Below are 6,478 nucleotides of genomic sequence, written 5' to 3' on the forward strand. Positions count from 1 at the left end.
TATCTCAAGCACAATTCTGCAATCGATGAAAGCGATCGCACTCTTTGTGATGGTATTAAACCCAAATCAAAATAGACTGGATTAAGGAAAGGCAAGAGGCAAGAGGCAAGAGGCAAGAGGCAAGAGGCAAGAGGCAAGAGGCAAGAGGCAAGAGGCAAGAGTTAATAAAGTAAGAGATAAATTGGGTATAGAAAGGGAGAGACACTTGTGGAAAAAGCATACACAAAAGATTTTAATTCCTGGACACAACAAACAGCACAGTTGTTGCGAGAAGGTCGTTGGCAAGAGATTGACTTAGAAAATCTGATTGAGGAGGTTGAAGACTTGGGCAAGAGTGAAAGGCGGGGAATTACTAGCCAATTGATTCGCCTGCTGTTGCATTTGCTCAAGTGGCAATACCAGCATCAGCGTCGCTCCGATAGCTGGCTGGATTCGATTACTGACGCTCGTACTCAGATTGAGTTAGCTATTGAAGATAGTCCCAGTCTCAGGAGCTATCCCGCTGAGCAGCTGGAACAAAGCTATCAGCGGGCTCGCCGTAAGGCAGCCCAGCAAACAGGAATGTCTGTTTCGGTTTTCCCAGAGGCTTGCCCCTATTCTCTTGAATTGATTTTAGATCAGGATTGGTTACCATAATCCTAAAATTAAAGCCTATTTTAGCATAATATAGTGAATATTAAATTAATTGATATTGGTGTGATTAAACCCATAACTTGGACTGAAAAACTCAAGGCACTAGAGGCACGGGTTGATAAATGGGAAACGGATAACCCCTCATACAATTAAGCTGTATTTTTAAAGTTAAGTTATCATGACCCTGATCAAAACTAAACGCTTTAGCCTAGCTGACTATCATCGCTTGATTGATAATGGTTTTCTAACAGAAGATGACCGGGTGGAGTTGATTCGGGGAGAGTTAATACAAATGGTGGCGAAGGGTACGTCCCACTCGGTTTGCAACACTAAGTTATGGCGAGAGTTGGACAGACTAGTAGGCCACCGTGGGGTGGTACGGGGACAGGAACCAATCATCCTATCGAACGACAGTGAACCGGAACCGGATGTTGCGATCGCATGGGGTCAGGCGGATGACTATTTGTCAAATCACCCTTATCCAAAGGATATATTCCTAGTGATTGAGGTGTCAGATTCAACCCTGGAGTATGACCAAACTGTAAAGCTATCCTTATATTCAGAAAACCAAATTCAGGATTACTGGATTGTTAACCTGGTGGCTGGTCAACTAGAGTGCTATACTCAGCCCTATCAAGATACTCAAAGAAATTTCGGCTATCGCTTGACACTCCCCGCCCTATAAGAGCGGGGATTCTTAGTTCTACGACATGCCTTAAAATTAGTTATCCTGAAAGGCAATACTTAAGCCAAATATCCGTCCAGAAGAACCAAATATTGAGCCTAATTTAACTAACCCCAGTGGGCTTGTCTCCCTAAGCGTTGGGATTTCCCGTTCCCGTGTGCCCCACGGTACGTTATATACTTTTAATTTGTACTTTACTGGTTTTCGGTGTCTGTTAAGACCCATGCGTTTTAGAGGTTTTTCGCGCCTCGTGTACTAGCATCGCTTTACGTCGTTGTTGAGTGAGGCAGTACCGACGAATCCTGCCTGTGCTAGGCTACACACTTAGATATATTATACACTATTTTTTTTATAACTTCTGGAAAAGTCGCCCTAGAAGGGCGTTCGCCTAGCGTGGCCATAGGCCAGGCTTGAAACCCAAAATTTTTGGTCAAACGGGTAGTGTTGCCCAATGAAACGGTTACCATTCCTGGTCTTGGAGATCTGTCCCTAGAGTTAAGTCGTGTGTTTCCAGGTTGAGCAAAATTGGATCAGTTGATGGGTTGATCTAAAAGCGTCAAAATGAAAAAGAGTATATATTACTATTTACCGAGACACTTACTACTATAGTTATGGCGCTGGAACTGCTGATTCAAACTACCTCAGCAACCCATCAAAGTTTTGATTACGACCTAGCCATTGTAGGGGGTGGCATTACTGGTTCTACCCTGGCCTGTGCGTTGAAACATTCTGGGTTGAGCGTATTACTCATAGAAGCCAAACCGAAGTCAGTGGCCGTTGCCAGGGTACAAGCCTATGCCTTGTCTATCCTCTCAGGGCGTATTTTCGCAGGTATTGGGGTTTGGGATAAAATCCTGCCACAGATTAGCACATTTCGGCAGATCAGGCTTTCCGATGCTAACCATTCCGGTGTGGTGCATTTTTCCCCTTCAGATTTAGGTACCAACGCCCTAGGGTATGTGGGAGAACACCGTCCGGTGCTAACGTCGTTACAAGAATTTTTGACAGATTGCCCCAATGTTGACTGGCTTTGTCCAGCAGAAGTAGTGGATGTAGACTATCAGGAGTCTGGGGTGGAAATTACTGTCAAGGAGGGTGATACTCAGCATCGAATCAGGACAAGGCTCGTGGTGGCGGCGGATGGAGCGCGATCGCAAATTCGGACTAGGGCTAGGATTACGACTCGTGGCTGGAAATACTGGCAATCTTGTGTGACTGCCCGGATTAAAACCGAAAAGCCCCACAATAATACGGCTTTTGAACGCTTCTGGCCTAGTGGTCCGATGGGGGTGCTGCCCTTGTCAGAGAATCGCTGCCAGGTGGTGTGGACAGCACCCCATGCTGAAGCCAAAGCGTTACAAGCACTAGACGAAGATCAGTTTCTCGCTAAGCTGGAATACTACACTGGTGGTCTGTTGGGTCGCTTGGAGTTGGAATGCGATCGCTATTTGTTTCCAGTGCAATTGATGCAGAGCGATCGCTATATTCAGTCACGATTGGCACTAATTGGTGATGCTGCCCATTGTTGCCATCCTGTCGGTGGTCAAGGACTAAACCTTGGGATTCGCGATGCTGCTGCCCTTGCCCAAGTCTTGACTGAGGCACACCAAGCAGGGGAAGATATTGGAGCCATAGAGGTTCTTAAGCGCTATGAAAACTGGCGCAAGCAAGAGAATCTAGTCATCTTAGGGTTTACCGATACCCTGGATCGGATCTTTTCCAACAACTGGTTACCAATAGTCGGGATACGCCGTCTCGGGTTATGGATGCTGCGCCGGATTCGTCCAGTGAAGATTTATGCCTTGAAGTTGATGACTGGTTTAAGGGGAAATATTCCTCAAGTTGCTCAACACTAGAGCAGTGGCTCTCGCACTCAATTGCTGCTAGAGAGCGCTGCGATCAGAATTCTGGTTAAGGGTTCTAAATCGGTTGGTACCCGGTAGAGAGTCAATATTTGGGTGATTAATTTGTGTTGACGGTGCAGAATACCAAACTGCCAGATTGTTCCAGTTGAAACCGCTCCAAATAGCTGTGGCTGTTGCTCAACCGATGGGCATTTCTCCCACTGATCGAGGGCAATCAGTTCCACTGCCATCTGAGTGAAACCATTGGTAAGATCCTCTTGCTTTGCCTCAACTACTAACAGATTAGTCGTTGTCCTGAGCAAATAGTCCAACGCGCCTTGAAGCTGATTGCTGACCTTGATTGAATACTCAATTCGCAACTGCGCCCTTGTGTAGTGAATCAAATCTGCCATCACAGGTGCAATTAACATCTCCCGCCGGGATTGTTCGTTGGTGAGATCGAGGTAAGGTAAGACTTCTTCGAGGCGTGATTGGCGCTCCTGCAATCGATCTAACTCACCCCGATATTGCCGTAAATCCAATAAGCTACGTTCTAGTGAATAGCCATATTCTGCCAAGATTTCATCCGTCGGAGTTTTCAGTTTGGCTATTTCACTGAAGCTATAAGAACGGTTGGGGTCGAGCAGAGGCATAGGATGGAAACCAGAAATCAGCGATTAAGGGGAAATATTCCTCAAGTGGATCAAGACTAGACCATTGCTTAGGTAAATTTATTGATGATCGGGGGATGGGGTGATTAGGGAATCGAACTATCTAGAGTAAGTGGTTGCTGGATTGACTGACTTGAGCCACTTATTGGTTATTTGATCAACTTCTATTACTTGACGAGCGTTCTAGAAGGAATTAAAGTTATTATAATCTACAGCCTATCTCATAAAATTAATTAATTAATAATAGAACTTACGCATGGGTGCATCTCATATTTTAAAATGTTGCGTAGGGTGCTTCAGGGTGGGATGCTATTGGCGAAATATTTCTTAAGACGCTGAAAGCCTTGATATTCCGTGTAATGGTCGCAAAACCTTTTATAGTTTTGTAACCTAATCAACGGCAGAATAAGTGTTTTGGATGTTAACTTCTATTTCGCCAGCAGCTTCACCCCGTAACGCACCACTGGGCCAAACAGCAAAAATGAGATGCACACCTTACCCATTGACAAAGTGAACGAGATGTCTAGATAATTATTCTCTTCTAAAATTTTGTAGCAATGAAGGATTTATTGACAGCTTTATTCAGTGGATTAGTAAAACAACCACCCTTATTTACTCAATTTATTTCTCTTGCTTTAGGGGCAATGTTCCTTGTAATAGGTGCCGGGATAGAATTCAATATCAGAAACGGAGAGATTAAAACTGACAATAGCCAGAAACCAATTCTGATCGTAGTAGGTCTAGTTCTTATAAGTTTTTATATCTTTATGGTTTTGTTCAAGGAAATAAAGAATCAAAAATTAGCTGAAAAAGATAGGAAAATTACTAAAATGCAAAGTGATTTAAATAAATGTCAAGAAAGATTAAAACTCAATAATCTTAAACAATCTATATCAGTATTCAAAGACAGAAATGAAGTAAACAGTTTTTCTGAGCCTGTTTTAGAAGGAGTGGAAGGAATGAACGAAAGTCTTAAACAACATGAATCTACATCTACAGATGTAGATCGTGAAACTGCAAAAGAATGGGTCACTCAAAGGATTAATCAATGGACTGAAGAAATAAAGTCAAAAGACTATTCATCCGATGGTATTTCTCGCAAAAATATCAATAAGTTTAAAAAAAATGTAGCTAAACTTTTAGAGCTTTTATGCCAAAACATAATTGATGGTACAGATAACGCACCTCTTGGAGTTGACCCCCAATTTTATCAAACATTAGGTGATAAGGTTATTGCCCATAAAAAGGCACTTGAATTTATTAAAAAGCAAATGTCTGATGAGCTTGATCAGGACGTAAAAACCCTGGGTAGAGAGACGATTCAGTACGTCAAGGACAGAATGACTGTGCTGGTAGAATGCACAAATTACAAGCCTTATTAGTGGTCTGTTTACATTCAGGACTTATTGATCCGTTGCCAAGTTTTTGGAATTGGACCAGATTTACCCGGAATCGGTCGTTCTCCCTTTAGTTTTTCATTGCAATGATCAAGAACGGTACAACAAGCATTATATACATCAACTAAACTGTTGTCGTTTCCTACTTTTGGTCGTAGATTCCTCGCATGTTCTTCGAGATCTTTTGCGAGTTTATAATTTGGGGACATAATTTTATGATTTGGGGACATAAGTTCACCTCTAGAGCTAATGGGAATGGCTTACCAAAGTGGAAAAACCTATTCAGTAAACACACCTTAATTTTTGAGACTATTACTTTGACTCCAATAATTGCTCATCAATCAAAGTAAGTTTAGTATTTGTTCATTAAATCTGCCAAAGGGCAATTTTAATTCAGGCTACTCTACTAAAGCATGTGCACAAAATTAATTACACATTTTACAAAACTCAAAGCCTTACGATGTAAGGGTTACAGAGATTGGTAGTAGGAAATTAATTTTGTTTAGGTGCTTAATAATCAATACCACTATCGGCTGGTGTTATCCGGAATAAATAGCAATCCTAAATAAAAAAAACACTATATGTAGAAACTACATGGTCAACAAGCACAATAAGCCAGGATTGATTGAAAACTATCCCCGGTTACCCAACAAGATGGCTTTGCCCTCACCCCATCACCAGTCGATATCTGTTATGGTATTGGTCTCAAAACCATTGATTGTAACTACCTAGACAGAGAAAAATATGGAAATTCGAGGAACCGATACACCACGGTTAGACTGGACTGGTGATGCTCTAGCCATTGGGTTATTTGAGGATGCTGTAGAGCTGACTGGTGATTTAGCCGAGTTGGATCAGAAACTGGCTGGTACGATCACAGAATTGATCGAGGAAACAGAATTTAAGGGTAGCGCTAATAGTTCTGCTGTCACCCGTGTGGGATCCGCTAGCCCAATCCGTAAAATTATATTGTTAGGATTGGGTAAAGCAGATGACCTGAAGTTAGATACACTGCGCCGTGGGAGTGCCACAATTGCCCGGACTGCGAAACAGCAAAAGATTACAACTCTTGGAATTAGCCTACCCGTGGTTAATGATGACCCCACAGCAACGGCCCAAGGGATCACTGAGGGGATAATCCTGGCACTACACCAAGACAATCGCTTTAAGTCGGAATCCGAGGATAAGGGCGCAAAGCTGGAACAGATTGATTTACTGGGATTGGCTGGGCAAGAAGCAGGGATTGAT

At 42.8% G+C, this 6,478-nt stretch carries 7 protein-coding genes; 5 read left to right on the forward strand and 2 right to left on the reverse strand.

Going from position 1 to position 6,478, the window contains the following annotated elements; genetic code table 11:
- Positions 1–207: 207 nt before the first annotated feature.
- The 3 genes from F6K57_RS34425 (at position 208) to F6K57_RS34435 (ending at position 3,174) form a co-directional block, all read left to right on the forward strand.
- Entirely contained in the window at positions 208–636 is a 429-nt protein-coding gene (locus F6K57_RS34425; RefSeq protein ID WP_075903701.1) for a DUF29 domain-containing protein, read from the forward strand.
- Between the two features lie 175 nt (positions 637–811).
- Entirely contained in the window at positions 812–1,318 is a 507-nt protein-coding gene (locus F6K57_RS34430) for a Uma2 family endonuclease (protein ID WP_293072412.1), read from the forward strand.
- Between the two features lie 611 nt (positions 1,319–1,929).
- The gene (locus F6K57_RS34435) at positions 1,930–3,174 is read left to right on the forward strand and encodes an FAD-dependent hydroxylase (RefSeq protein WP_293072414.1); all 1,245 of its coding nucleotides are present in this window, start codon (positions 1,930–1,932) and stop codon (positions 3,172–3,174) included.
- A 17-nt stretch (positions 3,175–3,191) separates the two neighbouring features.
- Here F6K57_RS34435 and F6K57_RS34440 read toward each other — a convergent pair whose 3' ends face one another.
- Entirely contained in the window at positions 3,192–3,815 is a 624-nt protein-coding gene (locus tag F6K57_RS34440; protein WP_293072416.1) for a hypothetical protein, read from the reverse strand.
- A 575-nt stretch (positions 3,816–4,390) separates the two neighbouring features.
- On the opposite strand from F6K57_RS34440, the gene F6K57_RS34445 reads away from it, so the two are divergent.
- A complete protein-coding gene (locus tag F6K57_RS34445) occupies positions 4,391–5,215 on the forward strand; it encodes a hypothetical protein (protein WP_075903709.1) in 825 nt (274 codons plus the stop codon).
- A 14-nt stretch (positions 5,216–5,229) separates the two neighbouring features.
- On the opposite strand, the gene F6K57_RS34450 is transcribed toward F6K57_RS34445, so the two are convergent.
- Entirely contained in the window at positions 5,230–5,439 is a 210-nt protein-coding gene (locus F6K57_RS34450) for a hypothetical protein (protein ID WP_143727832.1), read from the reverse strand.
- Positions 5,440–5,974: 535 nt separating this feature from the next.
- Between F6K57_RS34450 and F6K57_RS34455 the strand changes: the two genes are divergently transcribed.
- On the forward strand, positions 5,975–6,478 hold a 504-nt coding region (locus F6K57_RS34455), incomplete at its 3' end, for a M17 family peptidase N-terminal domain-containing protein (RefSeq protein WP_293072418.1).

Source organism: Moorena sp. SIO4A5 (genome assembly GCF_010672005.1).
Taxonomy (GTDB): domain Bacteria; phylum Cyanobacteriota; class Cyanobacteriia; order Cyanobacteriales; family Coleofasciculaceae; genus Moorena.

What these genes read in the sequence shown, in the direction of transcription:
- F6K57_RS34430 (WP_293072412.1), top strand. Translation starts at nt 812, where the DNA reads ATGACCCTGATCAAAACTAAACGCTTTAGCCTAGCTGACTATCATCGC.
- F6K57_RS34435 (WP_293072414.1), top strand. Translation starts at nt 1,930, where the DNA reads ATGGCGCTGGAACTGCTGATTCAAACTACCTCAGCAACCCATCAAAGT.
- F6K57_RS34440 (WP_293072416.1), bottom strand. Translation starts at nt 3,815, where the DNA reads ATGCCTCTGCTCGACCCCAACCGTTCTTATAGCTTCAGTGAAATAGCC.
- F6K57_RS34445 (WP_075903709.1), top strand. Translation starts at nt 4,391, where the DNA reads ATGAAGGATTTATTGACAGCTTTATTCAGTGGATTAGTAAAACAACCA.
- F6K57_RS34450 (WP_143727832.1), bottom strand. Translation starts at nt 5,439, where the DNA reads ATGTCCCCAAATTATAAACTCGCAAAAGATCTCGAAGAACATGCGAGG.